Source organism: Stenotrophomonas sp. STEN225 (assembly GCF_056756445.1).
Window position 1 is genome coordinate 1 of the sequence record NZ_JBRRBV010000025.1, and the last position, 20,730, is coordinate 20,730.

16 protein-coding genes are annotated in these 20,730 nt (G+C 67.9%); 13 read left to right on the forward strand and 3 right to left on the reverse strand.

The window, feature by feature from the left end; genetic code table 11:
• Positions 1-122: 122 nt before the first annotated feature.
• Positions 123-2,918 (reverse strand): beta-glucosidase family protein, encoded by a 2,796-nt coding sequence (locus ACVOJ1_RS17950; protein WP_111185970.1) that lies wholly within the window; start codon positions 2,916-2,918, stop codon positions 123-125.
• Positions 2,919-3,252: 334 nt separating this feature from the next.
• Here ACVOJ1_RS17950 and ACVOJ1_RS17955 point away from each other — a divergent pair, with 334 nt between their 5' ends.
• From ACVOJ1_RS17955 to ACVOJ1_RS17975, 5 genes are all read left to right on the forward strand, one after another.
• Positions 3,253-3,687, forward strand: coding sequence for a VOC family protein (locus ACVOJ1_RS17955; protein WP_053517644.1), 435 nt, complete (start codon positions 3,253-3,255; stop codon positions 3,685-3,687).
• A gap of 210 nt (positions 3,688-3,897) precedes the next feature.
• Positions 3,898-4,512, forward strand: a complete 615-nt coding sequence (gene imuA / locus ACVOJ1_RS17960; RefSeq protein WP_053517646.1) for a translesion DNA synthesis-associated protein ImuA — start codon at positions 3,898-3,900, stop codon at positions 4,510-4,512.
• Positions 4,513-4,521: 9 nt separating this feature from the next.
• Positions 4,522-5,931 (forward strand): Y-family DNA polymerase, encoded by a 1,410-nt coding sequence (locus ACVOJ1_RS17965; protein ID WP_346480728.1) that lies wholly within the window; start codon positions 4,522-4,524, stop codon positions 5,929-5,931.
• A gap of 6 nt (positions 5,932-5,937) precedes the next feature.
• The gene (locus tag ACVOJ1_RS17970) at positions 5,938-9,048 is read left to right on the forward strand and encodes an error-prone DNA polymerase (protein ID WP_346480729.1); all 3,111 of its coding nucleotides are present in this window, start codon (positions 5,938-5,940) and stop codon (positions 9,046-9,048) included.
• A gap of 81 nt (positions 9,049-9,129) precedes the next feature.
• Positions 9,130-9,636, forward strand: a complete 507-nt coding sequence (locus ACVOJ1_RS17975; protein ID WP_053517653.1) for a hypothetical protein — start codon at positions 9,130-9,132, stop codon at positions 9,634-9,636.
• A gap of 14 nt (positions 9,637-9,650) precedes the next feature.
• Here the strand turns inward: ACVOJ1_RS17975 and ptsJ are convergent, their stop codons facing one another.
• Positions 9,651-10,934: a MocR-like B6 salvage transcription factor PtsJ gene (gene ptsJ / locus ACVOJ1_RS17980; protein ID WP_346480730.1), complete on the reverse strand. Its 1,284-nt coding sequence runs from the start codon at positions 10,932-10,934 to the stop codon at positions 9,651-9,653.
• A 76-nt stretch (positions 10,935-11,010) separates the two neighbouring features.
• Between ptsJ and ACVOJ1_RS17985 the strand changes: the two genes are divergently transcribed.
• From ACVOJ1_RS17985 to ACVOJ1_RS18020, 8 genes are all read left to right on the forward strand, one after another.
• A complete protein-coding gene (locus ACVOJ1_RS17985) occupies positions 11,011-11,784 on the forward strand; it encodes a YggS family pyridoxal phosphate-dependent enzyme (protein WP_346480731.1) in 774 nt (257 codons plus the stop codon).
• On the forward strand, positions 11,781-12,482 hold the full coding sequence (locus tag ACVOJ1_RS17990; protein ID WP_346480732.1) for a glutamine amidotransferase: 702 nt from the start codon (positions 11,781-11,783) through the stop codon (positions 12,480-12,482). The genes ACVOJ1_RS17985 and ACVOJ1_RS17990 overlap by 4 nt, the downstream gene beginning before the upstream one ends.
• On the forward strand, positions 12,479-12,703 hold the full coding sequence (locus ACVOJ1_RS17995) for a hypothetical protein (RefSeq protein WP_065182742.1): 225 nt from the start codon (positions 12,479-12,481) through the stop codon (positions 12,701-12,703). Before ACVOJ1_RS17990 ends, ACVOJ1_RS17995 begins: the two co-directional genes overlap by 4 nt.
• A gap of 134 nt (positions 12,704-12,837) precedes the next feature.
• The gene (locus tag ACVOJ1_RS18000; protein WP_053517659.1) at positions 12,838-13,347 is read left to right on the forward strand and encodes an RNA polymerase sigma factor; all 510 of its coding nucleotides are present in this window, start codon (positions 12,838-12,840) and stop codon (positions 13,345-13,347) included.
• Positions 13,344-14,270, forward strand: a complete 927-nt coding sequence (locus ACVOJ1_RS18005) for a FecR family protein (RefSeq protein ID WP_346480733.1) — start codon at positions 13,344-13,346, stop codon at positions 14,268-14,270. Before ACVOJ1_RS18000 ends, ACVOJ1_RS18005 begins: the two co-directional genes overlap by 4 nt.
• 64 nt (positions 14,271-14,334) lie before the next feature.
• Positions 14,335-16,806 carry a TonB-dependent receptor gene (locus ACVOJ1_RS18010; RefSeq protein WP_346480734.1) on the forward strand — a complete coding sequence of 824 codons (2,472 nt, stop codon included), beginning with the start codon at positions 14,335-14,337 and terminating at the stop codon, positions 16,804-16,806.
• 10 nt (positions 16,807-16,816) lie between these two features.
• Positions 16,817-17,593: a ChaN family lipoprotein gene (locus ACVOJ1_RS18015; RefSeq protein WP_065182739.1), complete on the forward strand. Its 777-nt coding sequence runs from the start codon at positions 16,817-16,819 to the stop codon at positions 17,591-17,593.
• Positions 17,586-18,299 (forward strand): energy transducer TonB family protein, encoded by a 714-nt coding sequence (locus tag ACVOJ1_RS18020; protein ID WP_164151877.1) that lies wholly within the window; start codon positions 17,586-17,588, stop codon positions 18,297-18,299. Before ACVOJ1_RS18015 ends, ACVOJ1_RS18020 begins: the two co-directional genes overlap by 8 nt.
• 132 nt (positions 18,300-18,431) lie before the next feature.
• On the opposite strand, the gene ACVOJ1_RS18025 is transcribed toward ACVOJ1_RS18020, so the two are convergent.
• Positions 18,432-20,720, reverse strand: a complete 2,289-nt coding sequence (locus ACVOJ1_RS18025) for an Orn/Lys/Arg family decarboxylase (RefSeq protein ID WP_111185977.1) — start codon at positions 20,718-20,720, stop codon at positions 18,432-18,434.
• Positions 20,721-20,730 lie beyond the last annotated feature (10 nt).

Consider the following 20,730-nt stretch of genomic DNA (forward strand, 5'->3'; position numbering starts at 1 on the left):
GCGCTACCGCTCGTGCGGGTCATGGGGTAGCGCCGGGCCATGCCCGGCGAGCGCAGCGGCAGCCCGCAAACAGACACGGCCCCTTGCGGGGCCGTGTCTGCAAGCGTGAGTACCACGCGGTGTCAGCGCAGCACCTGCTCCACCAGCTGCACGTCCGCGCTCTGCAGCGGTTCGGCGGCATTGCGCGACAGCTGCACCTGGTAGGTGCCACCTTCAATCTTCCACTGGCGGGCCTGCGCATCGTAGTGGGCCAGGGTCTTCGGCTCGGCTTCGATACGGATGCGGCGCTGCTCACCCGGCTGCAACTGCACCTTGTCGTAGCCGATCAGCCGGATCGGCGTGCTGCTGCCCGCCGGCAGCTTCAGGTACAGCTGGGCCACGTCGGCACCGGCGCGCTTGCCGGTGTTGCGGATGTCCACGCTGGCGACCAGGCGCGAACCTTCCACGCTCACCTTCAGGTTGTCGTAGGCAAAGGAGGTGTAGGACAGGCCATGGCCGAAGGCGAAGGTCGGAGTCAGGCCCTTGGCGGCCATCCACTTGTAGCCGACGTTGGCGCCTTCGATATCGAAATCGAACACATCACCGAACGGTTTGGCCGGCTTGAAGCCCAGGCCATCGATATGCGGGCGCGGCAGCTGCGACTCGTCCGTCACCCAGGTCACCGGCAGGCGGCCGGACGGATTGGCCTGGCCGGTCAGCAGTGCGGCGATGCCCTCGCCACCGCGGATGCCGGGATACCAGGCCTGCAGCATCGCCGGCACCTGCGCCAGCCACGGCGTGCGCACCGGGCCGTTGGTTTCCAGCACCAGCACGGTCTTCGGGTTGGCCTTGGCCACCGCCGAAATCAGCGCATCCTGATTGTCCGGCAGCTGCATGTCCGGCAGATCCACCGATTCGGCGGCCCACTGCGTGGCGAACACGATGGCGACATCCGCCTGTGCGGCGGCCTTGGCTGCAGCCGCGGCATTGTTGCCGTCCACATACGCGATGGTGGCGTCCGGGCGCGCTGCACGCAGCGCTTCCAGCGGCGAGGACGGATGGAACATCACCGGGCCCGGCCAGGTGGTCGGCATGACGCCCGGCACCGCGTTGGTGCCCTTGGCGGTCACGCCCACCATCGACGAACCGCCACCACCGATCACGCCCTTGTCGGCATGGCCGCCGATGATGACGATGCGCTTCACGCTGTCGGCCAGCGGCAACAGGTTGCCTTCATTGCGCAGCAGCACGCTGCCCTCTTCCACCGTGCGCTGTGCCACGGCAAAACCGGCCTCGGCATCAACCTTCTGGTGCTGCGGCGGGTTGTCGAAGTTGCCGTGCAGGAACATCGTGCGCAGGATGCGCGCCACCATGTCGTTCAGGCGCGCCTGCGGCACCACGCCGCCGTGCACGGCCAGGCGCAGCGGCTCGTCGAAGAACACCGCCGCGTCGAACACTTCACCGGCCGACTGCTGGTCCAGGCCGGCCAGCGCCGCCTTTGAGCCACTGTGCACGCCACCCCAGTCGGACATCACGAAACCAGGGAACTTCCATTCCTGCTTCAGCACCTGGTTCATCAGGTAGCCGTTCTCGCAGCCGTAGGTGCCGTTGATCTTGTTGTATGAGCACATCGCCACGCCCGGGCGGCCGGTCTCCAGCGCGATCTCGAAGGCCAGCAGGTCGGACTCGTGCATGGCCTGTTCGCCGATGCGTACGTCATGGAAGTTGCGGCGGGTCTCCATGTCGTTCAGCGCGAAGTGCTTCATCGAGGAGATCACGTGCTGGCTCTGCACGCCCTGGATCAACGCGCCGACCATCGAGCCTGCCAGCAGCGGATCTTCGCCGGCGTACTCGAAGTTGCGGCCGTTGCGCGGATCGCGCTGCAGGTTGACGCTGCCGGAAAGCAGGATGTTGAAACGCTGCTGCCAGGCCTCGCGGCCCATCGTCGCGCCGCCTGCGAAAGCCACTTCGCGGTTCCAGCTCGATGCGGTGGACGGGCCGGAGGGCATGGCGGTGGCGAAGTCGCCGGGCCGGATGCCGCCGGGGTTGGTCACACCGACGCCGGCGTCGGCCGACTGCTGCGAGGGAATGCCCAGGCGTGGCACGCCCGGCACGAAACCGGCCGAACCGACCGCGCCGTCCGGCAGCGGGCCGCCGTCCTTGCCCAGCCCGAAGTAGCTGTGCAGCATCTGGAATTTCTCATCCTCGGTCATCGCCTTCAGCAGCAGCGCAGCGCGGGCGTCGGCGTTGAGGGTGGTGTCCATCCACGGCGCATCGCCCCCCTTGTCGGCGGCATAGGCCAGGGTCAGCAGGGTCGCGCGCAGGGCGCTGCCCTCAACCTTGAACGGCGCACTGCTGGCGGCCTGGAAGCCATCGCTGAAGTAGCTGGCATCGGCTTCCGGGGCCACCCGCGCCGGATCGAAACCGGCAGCCTTGGCGGAATCGCCAGCAACAGCGCCGAGCAGCACCGCCGGCGCACCCAGCCGCGAACGCGACACCAGGGCCGGCAACTGCAGGGCACCCGCGCCGGCATCGGTGTAGACCGCAACGGTGTGGCGACCGTCATCCAGGCGCAGGTAGTTCAGCCCCGGCTGGTCCGGGCCGGATTCCGCCGCGATCGGCAGCCGGGTCAGCACGGCCTGACCGCGCTGGGTCCGGCCATCGTCCTTCCCGGCGGCGATGAAGCGGTATTCGTAGCCCAGGCCATCAGCCAGCAGCTGCAGCGGATCGACCTGGTCGATGCTGCGCTGCACCTGCCGCACACTCACGGCATCCACCTGCAGGGATCCAAGCTGGGTGGCCAGGGCCGGCATCGCTTCGGCCGGCGGCGCCTGCTCCAGGGTCAACACGGTGAACGCGGCGGGATCGGCCCACGCCGGCGCGATGACGGCGGCGGACACGGCGAGGGACAGGGCAAGCGGCTTTGTAAACGTTTTCATCGACGGGCGTAATTCCGTTGCCAAGGCAATCGGTCCAGGGAAAATGCCGCCGAAGGGTGCAGCGTTCATGCCGTACAGGCGTTGCCGGGCAACACCTCAGGCCGGAGGGCGGACCGGTCTGCGCGCGGGACCCTCCTCCCGGCGTGACAACCTGCCTGCCCGGGCCACGCACGTGGCCCAACCTGTGAAGATTGTGCGAGGGCGTTCATGCCTGTCAACAGGACCTAAGGCACAGGCCAGCCCCTGCACGCCGGTTATCAGTCCATCACCGGCGGTCATCAGTAGGGTGCGCGGCGCTGCCGATAATGGAAGCCCCTGGCCACGGATCACGCCCATGAACGTACATCGCGACTTCGACCATCTCTGGCGCGACCGCTGTGACACCTCCAGCCAACGCAGCCCGCGCGTGCTGATCCGCGTATTCGTCGCTCCCGGCGAACTGGAGCGCAGTGTGGCGTTCTACGAGCAACTGCAGGGTGTGGTCGCCGATGCCGGGTTTCCGTTTCCCGATGCAGGACTGCGCCTGGCCATGGTCGGTGCCTTCCTGCTGATCGAAGGCAGCGAGACCGCACTGGCACCCTTCACCTCGACCACGGGCACCCTGCTGGTCGACGATGTCCGGCCCTATCACGACAAACTGATCGCTGCCGGAGCCGAGATCATCTTCCCGCTGCAGATCGTCCCGACCGGTGCGGCGTTCAATGCGGTACATCCCGATGGCACCGTGGTCGAGTACGTGCACCACCGCCCGGATCCGCAGGGGCGGTGAGTGCGGGGCACGTTGATCGATGAACCGCGCCCGCTCTTCAGCAACCTGAAACGCGGCGCTCGAATTCATTAGTAATTCTACTCACGAGGCGAGTAGCATGTCCGGTCTCAGCCCTTGATACCGGCCTGTCGATACTCGCTCCATGCCAGCCGTTTCCGACAACTATTGTCGCTTTCAGCCAGCCCCCACGCGTTTCCGGACGGTGGGCTGATGGGTGCGGTCATTGCCCTCGACCGTCTCCTGGACGGTCGCCAGCTATGGCGCGGTCCGGCGCGGCACGGCCCGGCCAGCGACCATCTGGCCAGTGGCCACCCCGCCCTGGATGCACGCCTGCCCGGGGGGGGATGGCCGGCCAGCGGGCTGTGCGAGGTGCTGCAGGGCGCGCCGGGTGTAGGCGAACTGGCGCTGGTCTGGCCGGCATTGGCAAAGCTGAGCCGCCGCGAGCGGCCGATCGTGCTGGTCGCGCCGCCTTACCGGCCGCATGCGCCGGCCTGGGCCGCGGCCGGGCTGGATCTGGCGCAGCTGCAGATCATCCAGGCCGGGCCGAAGCAGGCGCTGTGGGCCACCGAACAATGCCTGCGCTCGGCGGCCTGCGCGGCAGTGCTGTGCTGGCCACAGCAGGCCGACGACCGCGCCCTGCGCCGCCTGCAGGTAGCCGCCGACAGTGGCCAGTGCCTGGGCTTCGTGTTCCGCGAGGCGCGTGCGGCCCGCAACCCGTCCCCGGCCAGCCTGCGCCTGCAGCTCGACCACGGCCAGGTCCGGGTCCTGAAGTGCCGTGGCGGATTGCCGCCGGCACAGCCGCTGCCACTGGCCATCGCCCACTGAGGCGGCCGCATGGACTGGGCCTGCCTGTTGTTGCCGCAGCTGGCGCTGGATTGCGTGCTGCGCCTGCAAGCGGATCCGCAGCGGCCACTGGTGCTGCTGCAGGGGCCGGCGCAGCGTCGCGTGCTGCGCGCCGTCAGCCCTGCTGCGCGTGCAGCCGGCCTGCGTCCGGGCATGCTGTTGTCGGCCGCACAGGTACTGGTGCAGGACCTGCAGCTGCATGACTACGATCCGGCCACCGAGCTGCACACCCGCCAGTTGCTGGCCAGCTGGCTGTACGGCTTCAGTTCGCAGGTCAGCCTCGACTTTCCTCATGCCCTGGTCCTGGAGATCGGTGCCAGCCGTGCCCTGTTCGGCGATTGGCTGGCGATCGAACGGCGCCTGCGTGATGGCCTGCATGAACTTGGATTCCGTCACCGCCTGGTCGCGGCGCCCAATCCCCATGCCGCACGGGTGCTGGCCAACGTGCATGATGGCCTCGGTATCGATGCAGAACAGTTGCCAGCCCTGTTGACGCAGCTGCCCTTGCCGCGCAGCGGATTGCCGGCCGATGCGGTGACCGTGCTTGGCCGCTCCGGGCTGCGTACGCTGGGGGCAGTGTTCGACCTGCCGCGCGAAAGCCTGGCGCGCCGCTTCGCACCGGACGTGCTGCAGCAGCTGGACGCGCTGCGTGGCCTGCCCACCGCACCCCTGCGCTACTACCAGCCACCAGACCGTTTCGACGCACGCATCGAATTCGAGTACGAGATCGAATCCAGCCAGGCCCTGCTGTTTCCGCTGCGGCGCCTGCTGCTGGATCTGGCGGCCTTCCTGTGCTCGCGCGATGGCGGCGTGCAGCGTTTCGACCTGCATTTCGAACACGACCTGCTGCCTGCCAGCGTGCTGACCATCGGCCTGCTCGCACCCGAGCGCGATGCCGCGCTGCTGTTCGAGATCGCCCGTAACCGCATGGAGGCTTTCCCGCTGCCGGCGGGCAGCCGGGCCCTGCGCCTGCAGGCCGAACAGCTGCCGCCCTTCGTGCCCGCCGCACGCGATCTGTTCGACACCCGCCCGGCACAGGCGATGCCGTGGACCCAGCTGCGCGAGCGCCTGCGTGCACGGCTCGGCGATGACGCCGTGCAGCCCCTTGCCGTGCAGGCCGACCATCGCCCCGAACGCGCCAGTGGCACCCAGGCACCCGCCAGGCCACCGGCGTACTGGCCGCTGCGCCCCGGCTGGTTGCTGGACACACCACAGGTGCTGCGTGACCCGCGGCTGCGCATCGTCACCGGGCCGGAGCGGATCGAATCAGGCTGGTGGGACCAGGCCGATGCGCGCCGTGACTACTACGTGGTGGAAACCGCACACGGCCAGCGCGGCTGGGCCTTCCGTGAGCGCAATGATCCACATGCACCGTGGATGCTGCACGGCTGGTTCGGCTGAACCACCATGCACGATGAGCTGCCCGGCTATGCCGAACTGCACTGCCTGTCGGCCTTCAGCTTCCAGCGCGGTGCCTCCACCGCCGAGGAACTGTTCGCACGTGCCCGCGGCCAGGGCTACCGCGCGCTGGCGATCACTGACGAGTGTTCGCTGGCTGGCATCGTGCGCGCCTGGCAGGCAGCGAAGACACAGGGCGTGGCGCTCATCGTCGGTGCCGAGTTCCAGGTCGAAGAGGGCCCGAAGCTGGTGCTGCTGTGCACCGACCAGGCTGCCTACGCCGGGTTGTGCCAGTTGATCACCACCTGCCGGCGGCGGGCCGGCAAGGGCGAGTACCGCTGCCTGCGCGATGACCTGTCCGGCCTGCCCGACGGCCTGTTGTGCCTGTGGCTGGACCGGCAGCCCGCCGCCACCGATCTGCCACTGCTGCGCGCAGCCTTCAAGGATCGCCTGTGGCTGGCGGTGGAACTGCACCATGAGCACGACGACGCGCGCCGCCTGCAGCAGCTGCAGGCGTTCGGCGAACGCCACGGCCTGCCGCTGGTCGCCAGCGGCGATGTGCACATGCATGTGCGCCGCCGCCGCGCGCTGCAGGACACGCTGACCGCGATCCGTCACCGCTGCAGCGTGGCCGAAGCCGGCTGGCGCCTGTTCCCCAATGGCGAACGCCATCTGCGCCCGCGCACCGCGCTGGCCCGGTTGTATCCCCCTGCACTGCTGGCCGAGACCGTGCGCATCGCCGAGCGCTGCCACTTCACCCTGGACCAGTTGAAGTACACCTACCCGCGTGAACTGGTGCCGGAAGGTCATGACCCGGACAGCTGGTTGCGCGAGCTGGTGGAAGAAAAGATTCCCTGGCGCTGGCCGGAGGGCATCCAGGAGCCGCAGCGCAGGCAGATCGAGCACGAGCTGGCATTGATCAGGAAGAAGAACTATGCCTCCTACTTCCTCACCGTGCACGACATCGTGCGCTTCGCCCGCAGCCAGGACATCCTCTGCCAGGGCCGCGGCTCGGCTGCCAATTCAACGGTGTGCTTCGTACTGGGCGTGACCGAGATCGACCCCGCGCGCAGCAATCTGCTGTTCGAGCGCTTCATCTCCGCCGAGCGGAATGAACCACCGGATATCGATATCGATTTCGAGCATGAACGGCGCGAGGAAGTCCTGCAGTACGTGTTCAAGCGCTATGGCCGCGAACGCGCCGCGTTGACGGCGGTGGCGATCAGCTATCGCGGCCGCAGTGCGATCCGTGATGTCGCCCGCGCGCTGGGACTGCCGATGGACCAGGTCAATGAACTGGGCGCGGCGATGGACCATTGGGGTGGCAACATTCCGCTACCGGAAACCCTGCGCGAGCGCGGCTTCGACCCGGAGACGCCGCTGATGCGGCGACTGCTGTCATTGACCGCCGAGCTGATCGACTTCCCGCGCCACCTGTCGCAGCATCCGGGCGGTTTCGTGATTTCCGAACACCCGCTGTCGACGCTGGTGCCGGTGGAGAACGCAGCGATGGCCGACCGCACCGTCATCCAGTGGGACAAGGACGATCTGGATGCCACAGGCCTGATGAAGGTTGATTGCTTGGCGCTGGGCATGCTCACCGCCATCCGCAAATGCCTGGCAATGCTGAAGCAGCATGGCCTGCACGAAGGACGCATGGATGCGATCCCGCCCAAGGATGCGAAGACCTTCGACATGATCTGCGCCGCCGACACCATCGGCGTGTTCCAGATCGAATCGCGCGCGCAGATGGCGATGCTGCCGCGCATGCAGCCGCGCACGTTCTATGACCTGGTGATCGAAGTCGCGATCGTGCGGCCCGGTCCGATCCAGGGCGACATGGTGCATCCCTATCTGGAGCGGCGGCGGATCCTGCGCGAGCACGGCCCTGATGCACTGAACGATCCACACAATCCGCTCTACCCACCGCGGCTGGAACGCGTGTTCGCACGTACGCTGGGCGTGCCATTGTTCCAGGAACAGGTGATGCAGCTGGCGGTGGATGCGGCCGGTTATACCCCGGGCGAGGCCGATGCCCTGCGCCGTTCGATGGCGGCCTGGAAGCGCCGCGGCGGGCTGGAGCCGCATCGCGAGAAGCTGTTGGCCGGCATGCTGGAGAACGGCTTCAGTCGCGAATACGGCGAGCACCTGTTCGAGCAGATCAAGGGCTTCGGCGATTACGGCTTCCCGGAAAGCCACGCCGCCAGCTTCGCCCTGCTGACCTATAACAGCTGCTGGCTGAAGTGCCATCATCCGGCCGCGTTCACCGCCAGCCTGATCAACAGCCAGCCACTGGGGTTCTACAGCCCCGACCAGCTGCTGCAGGATGCGCGCCGGCACGGCATCATCGTGCTGCCGGTGGACGTGCGCCACAGCGACTGGGACTGCACGCTGGATTTCAGCAGGGGTCCCGCGGCGATCCGGCTGGGCCTGCGCCTGGTCGATGGCTGCAACGAACAGGTGGCACAGGCCATCATGCGCGAACGCGCGCGACGGCCATTCGACGATGTCGGCGATCTGTGCCAGCGCACCGTCCTGGACCGGCGCCATCAGGGCCTGCTGGCCGATGCCGGCGCGCTGCGCGGCCTCAGCGGGCATCGTCATCGTGCGCGCTGGGATGTCTCCGGCGTGGAAAACCGCCTGCCGCTGTTCGATCAGGCCCGCACCACCGCTGAAGCACGCGTGCCATTGCCGTTGCCCAGTGCGTGGGAAGACATGCAGGCCGACTACCGCAGCATCGGCACTACCCTGGGTCGCCATCCCATGTCATTCCTGCGCACGCAGCTGCGCAGCCGCGGCTGCCTCGACGCCGCACAACTGGCCGGCCACGGCCATGGCCGCCGCGTACGCATCGCCGGGCTGGTACGCATGCGCCAGCGTCCCCAGACCGCCAGCGGCGTCACCTTCCTTACCCTGGAAGATGAAACCGGCATGGTCAATGCCGTGGTCTGGCGGCACCTGGCCGACCGGCAGCACCGTGTACTGGTCGATACCCAGCTGATGCAGATCGACGGCCGACTGGAGCGTGTCGATGGCGTGCAGCATGTGATCGTGCAACGCATGCACTGCCTGGATGAGCTGCTGCAGGGCCTGCGCAGCCGAAGCCGCGACTTCCACTGAGGACACACCGCGTCACACAGCGAACTGGTCATGAGCGGCCCGCTTCCGTTATCGTCGGCACATCCAAGGAAGGACGATCCGATGCCCCGTGCACTCACGCTGACCACGCTGCTGGTCTCCACCCTCGCCCTGCTCGTTTCCGGCTGGACTGCCTGGAGCCTGCATCGCAGCCAATCGCCGCAGCGGGTGATCGAAGCCCGGGGCCTGGTCATCCACGATGGCGCCGGTCAGGCGCGGGTGATCCTGGGCGCCCCGGTGCCCGACCCGCGCAGTCGCGGCCAGGTGCAGGGAACACGTGCCAGCGCCCTGTCCGGCCTGGTTCTGCTGGGTCCGGACGGCTCCGAACGCGGCGGCTACGGCACGACCGACCACGGTGGTGAAGCCCTGCTGACGCTTGACGATGCAGCCGGCACCACCGAAGTGTTCAAGGTGGTCGCCAACCCCGACCGCGGCGCCAGCCTGATGGTCAAACACCAGAACAACACCGGCGCGATGCTCACCTCCTGGCAGGGCAAGCCGGAGTTGATGTTCGTGGATGACAGCGGGCAGTCCTACTACGTGCGCCCCGGCGTCAGTGCCGCGCCCTGAAGGACGCGGGTTCATCATCCCAGCACGGCCGCCAGGTCATCGGCCAGCTGTCGCTGCTGCGGTGTTCCCAGCGCCGCACAGGTGATGCGCAGGCCATGGCCGGGGGCGGAAACCGCGAACACTTCGCCGGCACGCACATGCCAGCCGCGGGCGGCCAGCGCCAGTACCTGCGGGCGGCTGTCATCCGGCAGCGGCAACCACAGGTTCAACCCCTCCATCGGCACGGCCTGCTGCACGCCCCGCGCCTGCAGCAGCATCTGCAGCGACTGCAACCGCTGCTGGTAACGCACGCCGGCCGATGCGATCTTCGCCCGCTGCGGGGCTGATTCCAGCACCGAGACCGCCGCGTCCTGCAGCAGGTGGCTAACCCAGCCGGTTCCCGCTGCCAGCCGCAGGCGCAGCCGTACTGCGGTTTCCTCATCACAGGCCAGCCACGCCAGGCGCAGATCCGGGCCCAACGGCTTGGACAGCGAGCGCAGCAGTGCCCAGCGCCGGCCATCGACGGGCAGCACCGAGTGGTAGGCCTGCTGCGAGAGCAACGCGTAATGATCGTCGATCAGCACCGCCACCTGCGGGTAGCCGGCCAGCAGCTGGCGCAGTGCCCGCGCCCGCTTCGCATCCAGGCTGGCGCCGGTAGGATTGTGTGCGCGCGGCGTCAGCAGTACCGCGCGTGCGCCAGCCTCCAGCGCCCGCCGCAGCGACGCCACCTGCATCCCATGCGTGTCCACCGCCACGGGCAGCGGCGTGTGGCCAGCGGCATTGAGCACGTTGAGGCTGCCAAGGAAGCAGGGATCCTCTACAGCGATGCGGTCGCCGGGCAGCAGCCAGGCAGCCAGCAGGCGTTCGATGCCATCGACGGCACCGTGGCTCAGCTCCAAGGCATAGCCCTGCGGACAATCGGCATCCAGCGACGCACGTGCCAACCGCTGCATGCGCGGGTCGACCGTACCCACGCCGTACAGCCGAGGTGGCGCCGGTGCCAGGCGCAGGCTCGGCAACAGCCGTGGGTCCGGATTGCCACCTGCCAGATCGTGCAGCGCCAGCCCCGGCGGACTGCCTTCGCGCGCGACGGGGGCCGGCACGCCACGCACCGTGGTACCGCGCCGCCCCCCCGTACTGGCCAGGCCCGCCGCGTCCAGCCGCTTGTACGCGGCCGCCACCGTGTTGCGGTTGACGCCCAGCCGCTCGGCCAGCTCGCGTACCGGCGGCAGCACGCTGCCGGCGGTCAGCCGCCCGTCGCCGATGCCCTCGCGGATGCTGTCGAAGATCGATTCGGCACTGTGCCCGGTGATTTTCATTTTGTCCTATGCCAAAATAAATCTTGTCCTGTGCCAGTGTACCCCACCCTGGCCACCCTGCATTGGAGGTGCACGCATGCCCCTTGCCGCCGCCGACTGGCCTGTCGCCCAGTCCGTCGAACAGATCGCCCGCAACCTGCTCACGGTGCGCCAGCGCATCGCGCGGGCCTGTGCCCGCGCGGGCCGCGACCCGCAGAGCGTGCGCCTGCTGCCGGTCAGCAAGACCGTGGATGAGGCGCGCATCCGCATGGCCGTGGCTGCCGGCTGCCATGAGCTGGGTGAGAACAAGGTGCAGGAGGCACAGCGCAAGGCCGAGTCGATGGCCGACCTTGGCGTGCGCTGGTCTGTGATCGGCCACCTGCAGACCAACAAGGCCCGCCATGTGGCGCGCTTCGCCAGTGAATTCCAGGCGCTGGACAGCCTGCGCGTGGCAGAAGCGCTGCAGCAGCGCCTGCTGCTGGAGGACCGCACTCTGGACGTGTTCGTGCAGGTCAACACCTCCGCCGAACCCAGCAAGTACGGCCTGGAGCCCGGCGCCGTCGACGCTTTCGTGCAGCAGCTGCCCATGTTCGACCGCCTGCGCGTACGCGGATTGATGACCCTGGCCATCTTCACTCCAGAGGTGGAACGCGTACGCGCCTGCTTCGTCCGCCTGCGCACGCTGCGCGACCAGCTGCAGCGCAGCGCGCCGACCGGCATCGACCTGTCGCAGCTGTCGATGGGCATGTCCGGCGACTTCGAGGTCGCCATCGAGGAGGGCGCCACCGTGGTCCGCGTCGGCCAGGCCATCTTCGGAGCACGCGCGACACCGGACAGCGCCTACTGGCCCACCCGTGGAGGGGCCGCATGAAGCACGCGGTCGTCCTGCAACACATCGCCTTCGAAGACCTCGGCACGCTGCAGCCGCTGCTGTTGGCCCAGGGCTGGCAGCTGCACGTGCTGCAGGCCGGCATCGATGCGCTTGACGCGGCCGAAGCGGCTGATCTGCTGGTCGTACTGGGAGGCCCGGTCAGCGTCAACGATGGCCTGCTCTACCCCTTCCTGGCTGACAGCATCGAGCTGCTGCAACGGCGCCTGCACCTGCAGCGGCCGACCCTCGGCATCTGCCTGGGTGCGCAGCTGATGGCACGTGCGCTGGGGGCGGAGGTGGCGCCCAGCGGAGGCAAGGAAATCGGATTCGCGCCACTGCTGCTGACCGACGAGGGCCAGCGTTCTCCCCTGCTGGCATTGCAGGGCATTCCTGTGCTGCATTGGCATGGCGAAGCCTTCGAACTCCCGGACGGTGCGCACCGTCTTGCCAGCACACCCGCCTGCCGCCACCAGGCCTTTTCCATCGGGAAGCATGCACTGGCCCTGCAGTGCCACCCGGAACTGGACGCGCGGCAGTTCGAACGCTGGCTGATCGGCCACGCGCTCGAGCTGGCCCAGGCGGGCATCGACCCGAACGATCTTCGCGCGCAGGCACGCCGCTATGGCGCCCCGCTGGCCGCAGCCGCGACTGCGATGTTCAACCACTGGCTGCAGGAACTACCGGAGAACGCACGATGAACTACCGCCTGCTGGTCCACCGTCACGGCGCCTACTGGGGTCATTTCGACTGCCAAGGGGCCGATGCGCTGCAACGCCTGGAGACCATCGCCGCGCACCTGCCCAACGCAGCGGGATTCCAGCTGCAACGCCAGAAGGGCATTGGCGAAGAACGCATCCTGTCCAGCAGCGCCGAAGGCCTGCGCGTGCTCGCTGCACAGATCCAGTACCGCGACCTCTGACGCAGAGCGCGCTGCCGGCCCGCTCGCCTTCGATGCACCGGCACCATGGATGCAAATGATTCTCTTTTACTGTAAGGTGCAGGCGCTGCCCTTGCCGCCGCGGGCTGTTCCCTTTCCCAGTTGTAGCCCGCCCCGTGTCCACGCCTGTCGAACCGACGGATGTCGCGCATCTGTGCGCCGCCCATTACCGGCCGCTGCACGCCCACGTCCGCCGCAAACTCCCGCAACGCAGCGATGCCGATGACGTCGTCCAGGAGACCTGGCTGCGTGTCGTCAAGGTCGCCGCCAGTGGCCTGCTCAGCAATGGCCGCGCCTACCTGTACCGCGTCGCCCACAACCTGATCGCCGACCATTACCGGCAACGCCAGCGCCGCCGGGAAGACCCGCTGGACGAAGCCTCTCTGACCACCCTCGCCGATCCGGCGCCCCTGCCGGAACAACGCCTGCTCGATCTCGAGCAACTGCGTCACCTGGACGCGATCATCGCCGCCCTGCCGCCGCGCTCGCGGCAGGTGTTCCTGCTGGCCCGGGTCGAACAGATGGCCTTGGCCGAAATCGGTCGCCAGCTCGGCATCAGCCGGCAGACCGTGCATGGACACCTGCTGCGCGCGCTGGTCGCGCTGCAACAGGTGCCCGGCCCATGAGGCAGGACACGATCGCACGCGAAGCCGCACGCTGGTGGCTCGACGGCCATGACGGTACGCGCGACGAGCGCGCGTTCGCCCACTGGTATCAGGCAGACCCGCGCCATGCAGCACAGTACCTGCACCTGCAGCAGCTGTGGCAGGCCGGTGCCGGCCTGCCCAGCCTGCAACGCCAGCAGCAGCGTCACCGCCGGCGCGCCCTGCGCGAGGCGGGCATCGGCGCCCTGCTGCTGTGCGTGCTGGGCCTGTCGCTCCGCCAGGACGCACCGCCGCCAGAACTGGTGCTGCGCACCACCGTCGGCGAGATCCGCGAGACACCCTTGCAGGACGGTTCGCGCGTCGTGCTTTCTCCGGGCAGCGAGGTGCGCGTCCGCATCGACGGGCAGCGCCGGCAGCTGCAGCTCAAGAAGGGACAGGCCTGGTTCCAGGTTGCCGCCGATGCCGACCGGCCGTTCCAGGTGCGCACGCCGCATGGCAGGGTCACCGCGCTGGGCACCGCATTCGATGTCGCCGTGCAGAACGGCAGCAGCGTGGTGACCGTCACCGAACACCAGGTGCGGGTGGACAGCGGCAGCGGCAGCGGAGAGGCAAGCCAGGGCGAACAACTGCGCTTCGATGGCCAGACACCCGGCACCCCGTCGGCCGCACCGGCAGGCGTGCTCGCCTGGCGCGAGCGGCGCCTGCACTGGGTATCGGCCCCATTGGAGGATGTCGCCCGGGGGCTGGACCGCTGGGACGGTGGGCACACCTGGATCATGGGCGCGCACCTGCGCCAGCAGCGGGTCACCGTGCTGGGCAATGCCACCGGCGCCACCGGCACCCGCGACCAGCTCGCCCGGCAATTGCAGGTCCGCGTGCTGCGCATCGGTCCCGGACTTCAGCTGTGGCTGTCATCAACGCACGGCGCCGGCCATGCACCCTGACATCGTCCCTGCCCGTGCGTCTTCCCAGGCTGACGACGCTCTGCGTCACTCCCTGGAGACCTCGATGCTGTCCCACCGCCCCCTTGTCCTGGCCTTGTCGCTGGCCTGCGCCAGCCCGGTTCCATTCCTGTCCGGCCATGCCCAGGCACAGACCGCAACCCGCCACTACGACCTGCCTGCACAGCCGCTGGCCGGCGCACTGGATGCCTACAGCCGGCTCACCGGCATCGATCTTGTAATCGGTGGCGCGCTGCCCCAGCGCCAGATGGCGCCCGCCCTGCGCGGCAACTTCGACGACAGGCAGGCGCTGTCACAATTGTTGGCCGGCACCGGCCTGCGGCCCCGCTTCATCGATGCACGGCGTGCCACCCTCGAGCCGGCGCCTGCCAAGTCCAGCGATGGCAGCCGCCGCACCGGTCCGTTGCGCGTGCAGGGCACTCCTGCACAGGGCCATGCGCCCGGCACCGGCGCCAGCCAGTACGTCCCCGCCACCCGCGATGGCTTCGCGCCAGCCGTTGGCAGTGAACGCGTGGCGATGGCCGAACGCCAGGAGGGCAACAGCCTGCTGCGCTCGATGCCCGGCACGCACAGCTTCCACTCGCGCAGCCAGGCCGGCCTCCAGGTCAACATCCGTGGCATGACCGGCGCCGGCCGCGTCAACACGATGATCGACGGTGTCACCCAGACCTTCCGCAACAACGCCGGGCACGGCTCCGGCGGCCCGTTCGCCTATGTCGATCCATTCCTGCTGGCCGGGGTGGATGTGCAGCGCGGTGCCGTCGCTGGCGGCGATGGCGCTGGCACCCTGGCCGGTACCGCCAACTTCCGCACGCTGGATATCGATGACCTGCTGGGTGAGAGCCGCGACTGGGGCCTGCGCGCCGGCTACCGGCACGGCGACAACGGCTATGGCAGTGGCCGCACCTTCGCCGGCGCCTGGCGCCACAGCGAGGAAGGCGGTGACCGTCAGTTCGGCCTGCTTGCGGCGGCCAGCAGCAGCCGCAGCAGCGAGTACGCGACCGCCAACGGGCAGAAGAACAGCGCCGACCCGGGCAGCCAGCACCCCAGAAGCTGGCTGCTCAAGGCCCGCCTGCAACCCAGTGAGCTGCACCGGCTGGACCTGAGCCACATGCGCTACGAGAACGACTTCTATCACAACTACCCGTGGCAGATTTCGGCACGCAACCAGCGCGCCAGCTATCACTACACGCCCTACACGCCCTGGATCGATCTGCGCGCCAGCTTCGCCGCCAACAAGACGCGGCTGTTCTATCCGCCGGTGGAAGTGTCCAGCTACATCGGCCGGCGTACCCACAGCAGCCTGAGCAGCTGGAACATCGACAACACCAGCCGCTTCGAGATCGGCTCGCTGCAGGCACGCTGGAACACAGGCCTCAAGCACCAGTCGGACATTTTCGTTGCTGATACGCCCACCCTGCGCGGCGCCAACCCGCAGGGGCGCAGCCAGCTGGACAGCGTGTTCAGTACGCTCGAACTGCAGTACGGCATCTACGCACTGACCACCGGGCTGCGCCAGGATCGCTACGGCATCCGCGGGCACATCCCGGCCTGTTCGGATGTGCCGGGCCAGTGCACCCGGATCAACGGCGGGGGCATCGACATCCGCCGCCGCCAACATGCACTCAGTCCCAGCCTCTCGGTTTCGTTGCAGGCAACCGACTGGCTGCAGCTGTACGCCGAGGCCTCGCGGACATCGCGGCCCCCACGCGTGCAGGAGATGTTCTTCGAGAAGATTCCGCTGGAAGGCATGAGCGATGCCGATGGCGTAGGCGCCAATCCATTCCTGCGTCGCGAACGCTCGCGCAACCTGCAGTTCGGCGCCAATCTCAGCACCGACTCGCTGCTGCGCGACGGCGACCTGGCCCAGTTGCGGGTAACCCGCTTCGACAACCGCATTCGCGACTACATCAAGCCGCAGTACCTGCTGATCGTGCATCCACCGGAAATCGAGCCCGTCGTGGTACCGATCGACAGCGACCCGCAGCTTTCGGCCTGGACCGATGCGCTGGATGTGGACGACTTCAGCGTCACCACCCGCTGGATGAACGACCCGGGCGTGGTGCGCATGCGTGGCATCGAGCTGGAGGCCCACTACGCCAGCGAGCACTATCACGCGACGCTGAGCTGGACACGATCACACACCAGCGCGCCCACCATCGAGTTCGTCAACCTGGAAGACATCACCACGCTTCCCGACCGCTACTGGACGCTGGACGTCGGCGGTCGCTGGTGGCAGCAGCGCGTGCAGGCCGGCGTGCGCGCCGAATACTCCGGCCCCACTGAGGAAGGCTACGACTTCTTCCAGACCCGCAAGACCCGCGGCACGGGTGTGCTGCTGGACTTCTACGCCAGCTTCAAGCCACAGGCCAGCACCACCGTATGGCTGAACATCGAAAACCTGCAAAACAAAGCCTATGACAACAATGCCTCGATCGACAGCATCTTCAGCCCGATCCTGGACCGCGGCAACGGCCGCGGCCGCACCGTCTCGATGGGCGTCAACGTGGCGTTCTAGCCGACGCTGGTTGCCGCTGTGCCTGCTTGCCGTGCTGGCGACCGGGCAGGCCCAGTCGATGCCCGGCACGGTGATCGACCTGGCCAGCGGCCGGCCGTTGCAGGAAGCGGCGTTCGTGCAGCGCGTCGCCGCCGCCCGGCACCTGCTGCTGGGGGAACGCCATGACGTCGCCGCCGACCATGCCGCCGAACGCTGGCTGTTGCAGGCCCTGCACCAGCAGCGACCACAGGGTGCGCTGGTCCTGGAGATGATCGGCAGTGAACGCCAGCCCCGCCTGCAGCGCGTGCAGCGCTGGCTGGACAAGGGCAACCGTGCCGACGGGCAACACCTGCAGGAACTGCTGGGCTGGGACCCCCGTTGGCCGTGGTCGGCCTATGGCGGACTGGTGCAGGATGCCGCCGCTGCAGGCATCGCCCTGCACGGTGGCAACCTCTCGCGTGCGGAGGTCGACGCGCTGCTCGCTTCGTCGGCACCGGCGCGCTTCCCGGTGCCTGGCGCACGCCACCGCCTGTCGAACGTAGTGCTGGCCCAGCACGCCGACGCCGCACCGCTGCTGGAAGGCATGCTGGCCGTTCAGCAGGCCCGCGATTCGCGTATGGCGCAGGTACTGGCGGCCGCACAGACACCCGCGCTGCTGGTTGCCGGCCGCTGGCATGTGCTGCGCGGCACCGGCGTACCGGGCTATCTGCCCGCATCCGCGCCTGCGCTGGTGGTCGCTCTGGCATCGGCGGAAGAAGCCATCGACGCCAGCGACGCCGACCTGCTGTGGGTGATCGCAGATGAGTGAACGCAGGCAACACTGGCAGGCAATGGCGATCACCGTCGGGATCCACCTGCTGCCGCTGCTGCTGCTCGTGCACTGGGTGGCAGCCCCGCCTACGCTGCCGCCGCCAGAGCAGGATGTGCGCATCAGCCTGCGCCTGCTTGCGCCGGCTGCACCGCCACAGCCTGTGGAGGAACGCCAGGCCGAACAGCCCAGCCAGGCGCAACAGGCGCGCGCCGCGCAGCCACGGAAATCGCCGCCGCCACCCGCGCCGACCCACGCGCGTGAAGGCGAACTGGCCGCCAGCGAGATCGCCGGCGCCGGCCGGCAACCCACGCAGGTCGCCCCACCTGCGGCCGCGGCCGATGCCCGTCCCGCACCGGCATCGATCACGGCCGCGCCGCCTGCTCCGGACGCCCCACCCGCGGACGTCCAGGCCGGCGCTGCCAGCGACCAGTGGGAAGCGCGGCTGATGGCACGACTGGAGCGATACCGCTACTACCCCTCCAGCGCTAGATCGCGGCGCCAGCAGGGCACCAGCTGGGTCCGCGCCAGCATCGACCGCGACGGACGCCTTCTGGCGCTGCGCCTGGAGCAGTCCAGCGGCCAGTCCCTGCTCGATGACGCGGCGCTGCAGACCTTCCGCCGCGCACAGCCGCTGCCACGCATTCCCAACGAAATGAAGGCACCGCAGGAACTGGTGGTGCCCGTGGAGTACTACCTGCGCTAGACGGTCCGCGCCTCCGCTACGATCTCGGCCAACCACTGCCAGATGCGGCAACCGGATCAACGCGACGGTGCACCGGGCCCCCTCCTTGGCAGTCCTCCGCACCGCGACGCGTGCGGAGGACCACGGAGTGGCTCAGGCCTTCAGCACTTCCACCTTGTACGAAACGGTCTCGCCGTCGTGCTCGATGATCAGTCCGTGCACGTCCGACTCGAAGCCCGGGAAGCGCGCATTCTGCTCGCGTGCGATGCGCAGCGACTCGATGATGGGCTCATCGCTGGCACCGAAGCGCTCGCCCGGCATGATGGTGGGAATGCCGGGCGGGTACGGCACCAGCATGGTCGCCGCGATGCGGCCACTGAGCTGTTCGATGTCCACCCGTTCGATTTCCCCCTTCACCAGATGGTTGTAGGCATCGGCCGGGGTCATCACCGGCGTCGGCAGGTCCACGTACATCTCGCGCATTACCCGGGCCACTGCGAACTCCTGGTTGAAGGCGTGCAGCGCATCGCAGAGGTCGCGCAGTCCCCAGCCAGCGTAGGCAACGGGATAGTCCGCCGCCAGCGTCGGCAGCGCCTGGCTCAGGGGGGCGTTGCGGTCATACAGCTCCTTGAACGCCATCAGCTCGGTGACCAGCGTGCTCCACTTGCCCTTGGTGATCCCCATCGAGAACAGGAACAGCACCGAGTAGAGGTTGGTCTTCTCCACAGTGATGCCACGACCCCACAGGAACTTGCTCAGCACCGCCGCTGGAATGCCCAGCCGGCCCATTCCACCATCCATCGACAGGCCAGGGGTCAGCAGGGTCACCTTGATGGGATCGATCAGCACATAGTCGTCCACCAGATTCTCGAAACCATGCCAGTGCCCATCCGGCTGCAGGTACCACTCCTCCCGCTTGGCCACCATCGGCGCCGGCGTGTCGCCCTTGTCAAGGCTGCGCTCGACCTTGGTCGGCTGCCATACGCTGAACCACCAATCATCACGGCCGAGATCGTCGCGCACATGCAGCATGGCGCGCCGGAATGCGATCGCCTCGTCGTGCATCTCCTGCACCAGCGAGCGACCGGCCTCGCCCTCCATCATCTTCGACGCGACATCACAGGCAGCGATCACGCCGTAATGCGGGCTGGTGGAGGTGTGCATCATGAATGATTCGTTGAAACGCTCCGCATCCAGATTGCGCTGTGCCGAGTTGCGCACATGGATCATCGAGGCCTGCGAGAACGCGGCAAGCAGCTTATGGGTGGAGTGCGTGGTGAAGATGATCGCATCCTGCTCGCGCGGCTTGCCCTTGGCCATGCCGTAGTGGTTCTCGTAGAAGGGATGGAATGCCGCGTAGGCATACCAGGCCTCATCGAAGTGCAGAAAGTCCACCGCACTGCCGATCTCGTCGGCGATCTTCTCGGCGTTGTAGCACAGGCCATCGTAGGTGGAGTTGGTGACCACGGCGATACGCGGCTTGGAGCCCGCCGTGTATGCCTTGCTCGCCAGCGGGTTCGCGGCGATGCGCTGCTGCAGCGATTCCGGAGTGAACTGGTCCAGGCTGATCGGGCCGATGATGCCGTGCGCGTTGCGGCTGGGCGTGAAGTACACGGGTACCGCGCCCGTCATGATCAGCGCATGCAGGAGCGACTTGTGGCAGTTGCGGTCGACGAACACCACATCGCCCCGCGCCACCGTGCCGTGCCATACGATCTTGTTGGCCGTGGAGGTGCCATTGGTCACGAAGAACGTATGGTCGGCGCCGAAGTTGCGGGCCGCTTCGTTCTCGGCGTCCTTGATCGGCCCGGTGTGGTCCAGCAGCGATCCCAGCTCCGGCACCGAGATCGAAAGATCGCTGCGCAGCGTGTTCTCGCCATAGAACTGGTGGAATGCACGGCCAACCGGCGATTTGGTGAAGGCCACGCCACCGGCGTGGCCGGGCGTATGCCAGGAGTAGTTCGACTCGGCGGCATGATGGATCAGTGCCTTGAAGAACGGCGGCAGCAGGTGCTGCATGTAGTCTTCAGCGGCCCGCATCACCTGCCGGGAGATGAAGTTCTTGGTGTCCTCGAACAGGAAGATAAAGCCGTGGATGTACTTGAGCAGCTTGCTCGGTACCTTCTCGATGGTGCGGCGTTCGCCGTACAGGAAGACCGGCAGGTTCGCGCGGCGCGCGCTCTGCTCGCGCAGGAACGCGGTCAGGCGCTGGAACTCGCCATCGACTTCCTCGCTTCCATCGATCGATATCAGCACGGCTGACGCCGCAACATAGGTGCGTGCTCCTGCACGGGCATCATCCAGGTTCAACCCGCACAGCACGCGCTGGTCGTTGCTGCGCAGCTCTTCCACCAGAGCGCGGATCAGGATGCCGCCGATGCGTGGTGAGTCGTAATCACCGTCGATGACTATGATCGGATAGTCCAATGACTTGAAATACACGTTGTTTCTC

Coding starts and splice junctions, on each gene's coding strand:
- ACVOJ1_RS17950 (WP_111185970.1), bottom strand. CDS start 2,918: ATGAAAACGTTTACAAAGCCGCTTGCCCTGTCCCTCGCCGTGTCCGCC.
- ACVOJ1_RS17955 (WP_053517644.1), top strand. CDS start 3,253: ATGAACGTACATCGCGACTTCGACCATCTCTGGCGCGACCGCTGTGAC.
- imuA (WP_053517646.1), top strand. CDS start 3,898: ATGGGTGCGGTCATTGCCCTCGACCGTCTCCTGGACGGTCGCCAGCTA.
- ACVOJ1_RS17965 (WP_346480728.1), top strand. CDS start 4,522: ATGGACTGGGCCTGCCTGTTGTTGCCGCAGCTGGCGCTGGATTGCGTG.
- ACVOJ1_RS17970 (WP_346480729.1), top strand. CDS start 5,938: ATGCACGATGAGCTGCCCGGCTATGCCGAACTGCACTGCCTGTCGGCC.
- ACVOJ1_RS17975 (WP_053517653.1), top strand. CDS start 9,130: ATGCCCCGTGCACTCACGCTGACCACGCTGCTGGTCTCCACCCTCGCC.
- ptsJ (WP_346480730.1), bottom strand. CDS start 10,934: ATGAAAATCACCGGGCACAGTGCCGAATCGATCTTCGACAGCATCCGC.
- ACVOJ1_RS17985 (WP_346480731.1), top strand. CDS start 11,011: ATGCCCCTTGCCGCCGCCGACTGGCCTGTCGCCCAGTCCGTCGAACAG.
- ACVOJ1_RS17990 (WP_346480732.1), top strand. CDS start 11,781: ATGAAGCACGCGGTCGTCCTGCAACACATCGCCTTCGAAGACCTCGGC.
- ACVOJ1_RS17995 (WP_065182742.1), top strand. CDS start 12,479: ATGAACTACCGCCTGCTGGTCCACCGTCACGGCGCCTACTGGGGTCAT.
- ACVOJ1_RS18005 (WP_346480733.1), top strand. CDS start 13,344: ATGAGGCAGGACACGATCGCACGCGAAGCCGCACGCTGGTGGCTCGAC.
- ACVOJ1_RS18010 (WP_346480734.1), top strand. CDS start 14,335: ATGCTGTCCCACCGCCCCCTTGTCCTGGCCTTGTCGCTGGCCTGCGCC.
- ACVOJ1_RS18020 (WP_164151877.1), top strand. CDS start 17,586: ATGAGTGAACGCAGGCAACACTGGCAGGCAATGGCGATCACCGTCGGG.